The organism is Bathymodiolus azoricus thioautotrophic gill symbiont (genome assembly GCF_001298715.1).
GTDB lineage: Bacteria > Pseudomonadota > Gammaproteobacteria > PS1 > Pseudothioglobaceae > Thiodubiliella.
On record NZ_CDSC02000073.1, the window covers coordinates 1 to 2,890 of the forward strand.

The window sequence follows — 2,890 nt, forward strand, 5'->3', positions numbered from 1 at the left end:
GGATCTTTATTATAGCATTTGTTGCATTATGGATCTATAAGCGGGTGCTAGCACGACACTTTACACCATTTTTGGTATTTGATCATTCAGGCTTTTGCTTGGTCTGCTACTCAATAAGGCAATAGCCTTGTTAAGTAGTTGTGCTTCAAAATTGTCAAATGTCATTTGTTTAGATGGGTAGCGCCTAAGCAAGCTATCGGTATGTTACACTTAATTCTCTCTCCCATGATGAATAAGGGCTGGCAAAGTAAACTTTAGTTTTTGGTTGTTGCGCAATTTTCCGATGATAGGTAAATTCTTTGCTATTGTTGCGTTAATGATAATACCGCTTACCTATATTATGAGCAATCTATCTGGATACGGTTGGCTTATTGACAGCAACATTATCAGCAATGAATGAGCGCGCCATCCCCTGTTTTAAGCCTTAGTAAATATAGTATTTTGCTTTTTTTAGAGTTTAAATGAGCGAGATAAAATAAGAAGAATAAATGGAATTTTCCTTTTAAAAGAACCAATGGTAGATGCCCAATGTGTTGACGCAGACAAAAACAGTATTTAATAAGACCAAGGGTTTGTCATGATTTTTAACACCTTGAATAATCCAGCTGACGGCCGAAACCATAAAGAAAATATAGCCATATTTTGAGTGGCTAAAGTTGAGTGCGACTAGTGAGCCACCAGTAATACCCGTAATCGTGCCCAGCCACCCCCAAGTGTTATTCATGGATTTCAAAATCATGGGTTATGCTAGCAGCTTTGCCCAGCATGATGGAGGCAGAGCAATATTTATCAGCAGACAGACTTATGGCTTTACCCACTTTTTTATCGTTTAAATCAGAGCCTTTAATAATAAAGTGAAGGTGAATTTTAGTGAATATTTTTGGATGTTCTTCAGCACGCTCGGCAGATATTTCTACGCGACAATCATGTGCTTCTTGGTGCATTTTTTTCAGTGTTGATACCACATCAATGGTTGTGCAACCGCCCATACCAAGGAGTAACATCTCCATTGGGCGAATACCTAGATTTTTGCCGCCTAAATCTTGAGGTCCATCCATCACCACAGCGTGGCCACTGGCTGACTCACCAACCATCATCATGTTATCAATCCATTTGACTGTTGTCTTCATTTATTTACTCTAAAGATGTCTTGTAGTGCTTTTCCTGGATCATCTTGACGCATAAATGCCTCGCCAACCAAGAAACTGTAAATATTGTGCTCCCGCATAAAGTTGACATCATCTGCAGTTAAAATACCACTTTCGGTGATAATCAAAGTGTCTTCTTTGATTTCTTTCATGAGTTCAACGGTTGTCTCTAAAGAGACATCAAAGGTGCGTAAGTTTCTATTGTTAATGCCAATCATTGGCAGGCGCAATTGTAATGTACGCTCTAATTCTTCTATGTTGTGCACCTCAACCAAAACATCCATATTAATAGCAATGGCACGCATTGCAAAGTCTTCCATTTGTTCGTCGCTTAGACAAGCAGTAATTAGTAAAATACAATCAGCACCTAAGGTTCTGGCTTCGTAAATCTGATAGGGGTCTATAATAAATTCTTTGCGTAACACTGGTATTGATACTGCTTCTCGCACATCGCTCAAATATTGGTTGTCACCTTGGAAAAAGTCTTTATCGGTTAAAACTGATAAGCAAGCTGCACCTGCTTTCTCGTAGCTTTTAGCGATTTCAACAGGGTTAAAATTCTCACGCAATACACCTTTAGAAGGTGATGCTTTTTTGATTTCTGCAATAACACCATTTTGTTTGGCGTCTGCTTTATCTTTCAATGCTTGGTAAAAATCGCGTGTATCACGGTTTTTATAAGCAGCATCCAGCATTTGTTTTTCTGAAATATTGTTTTTACATTCGGCAATTTCAACTTCTTTGCGTGCGATAATTTTTTTTAAAATGTCAGGTGTATTCGTCATAGTCTACTATTTTAAACGATATAATGAGCGTTGAGTTTTTGTATAAATCATAACCATGAAATTATTAGATTTTGAAGTTGGTATTGACCAGCCATTTTTCCTGATTGCAGGCCCTTGTGTTATTGAATCTGAGGCATTAGCCTTAGAGACTGCTACTTATTTAAAAAAAATCACTGAGGAGTTGGGTATTAATTTTATTTACAAATCTTCATATGATAAAGCCAATCGCACCAGCACTAGTAGCTTTAGAGGCTTAGGTATTGAAGAGGGGTTACGCATTTTACAAAAAGTAAAAGATGAAGTCGACTGCAAAGTTCTAACCGATGTTCACGAAGACACACCGCTTGATGAGGTTGCCAGCGTGGTAGATATGATGCAAACCCCTGCATTTTTAGTGCGTCAAACCAACTTCATTCAAAATGTGTGCAAGCAGGGTATTCCTGTCAATATTAAAAAAGGCCAATTTCAAGCACCGTGGGATATGAGCAATGTTGTTGCTAAAGCCCGAGAAGCCGGCAATCAGCAAATCACCGTTTGCGACAGAGGCACCAGCTTTGGTTATAACACCTTAGTATCAGATATGCGTGGTTTGGCGCAAATGCGTGCTACTGGTTGCCCCGTGGTATTTGATGCTACCCATTCAGTGCAACAACCTGGTGGACAAGGCACAACCTCAGGCGGACAACGGGAAATGGTGCCAGTTTTAGCCCGTGCCGCTATTGCAGTCGGTATCAGCGGTATTTTTATGGAAACTCACCCCAACCCAGAAAAAGCCCTTAGCGATGGCCCTAATTCTATGCCGATTGATAAGATGGGAGCGTTGTTAAAGACCTTGCAGGGGCTTGATGATTTGGTTAAGAAAAATGAGTTGTTAGAGGCGTCTTTGTAGGTGGTTATAATTATAAAAATTCAATTCGTTTAAAATACGGCACATAAGCAGATAAGAGAATAATATAT

At 39.3% G+C, this 2,890-nt stretch carries 4 protein-coding genes; 1 reads left to right on the forward strand and 3 read right to left on the reverse strand.

Annotated elements, in window-relative coordinates; all coding sequences use genetic code 11:
* Nucleotides 1-502: 502 nt before the first annotated feature.
* The 3 genes from BAZSYMA_RS01570 to trpC are packed head-to-tail and all read right to left on the reverse strand — an operon-like array spanning nucleotide 503 to nucleotide 1,933.
* Nucleotides 503-739 carry a hypothetical protein gene (locus BAZSYMA_RS01570; RefSeq protein WP_180323711.1) on the reverse strand — a complete coding sequence of 79 codons (237 nt, stop codon included), beginning with the start codon at nucleotides 737-739 and terminating at the stop codon, nucleotides 503-505.
* A complete protein-coding gene (locus BAZSYMA_RS01575) occupies nucleotides 717-1,130 on the reverse strand; it encodes an OsmC family protein (protein WP_090714913.1) in 414 nt (137 codons plus the stop codon). The genes BAZSYMA_RS01570 and BAZSYMA_RS01575 overlap by 23 nt, the downstream gene beginning before the upstream one ends.
* Nucleotides 1,127-1,933, reverse strand: coding sequence for an indole-3-glycerol phosphate synthase TrpC (gene trpC, locus BAZSYMA_RS01580; RefSeq protein WP_090714916.1), 807 nt, complete (start codon nucleotides 1,931-1,933; stop codon nucleotides 1,127-1,129). The genes BAZSYMA_RS01575 and trpC overlap by 4 nt, the downstream gene beginning before the upstream one ends.
* A gap of 55 nt (nucleotides 1,934-1,988) precedes the next feature.
* Here trpC and kdsA point away from each other — a divergent pair, with 55 nt between their 5' ends.
* Entirely contained in the window at nucleotides 1,989-2,822 is an 834-nt protein-coding gene (gene kdsA, locus BAZSYMA_RS01585) for a 3-deoxy-8-phosphooctulonate synthase (protein ID WP_090714918.1), read from the forward strand.
* The last annotated feature ends 68 nt before the right edge of the window (nucleotides 2,823-2,890 follow it).

Excerpts from the sequence above, each read along its gene's own strand:
- BAZSYMA_RS01570 (WP_180323711.1), bottom strand. The coding sequence starts at position 739 with ATGATTTTGAAATCCATGAATAACACTTGGGGGTGGCTGGGCACGATT.
- BAZSYMA_RS01575 (WP_090714913.1), bottom strand. The coding sequence starts at position 1,130 with ATGAAGACAACAGTCAAATGGATTGATAACATGATGATGGTTGGTGAG.
- trpC (WP_090714916.1), bottom strand. The coding sequence starts at position 1,933 with ATGACGAATACACCTGACATTTTAAAAAAAATTATCGCACGCAAAGAA.
- kdsA (WP_090714918.1), top strand. The coding sequence starts at position 1,989 with ATGAAATTATTAGATTTTGAAGTTGGTATTGACCAGCCATTTTTCCTG.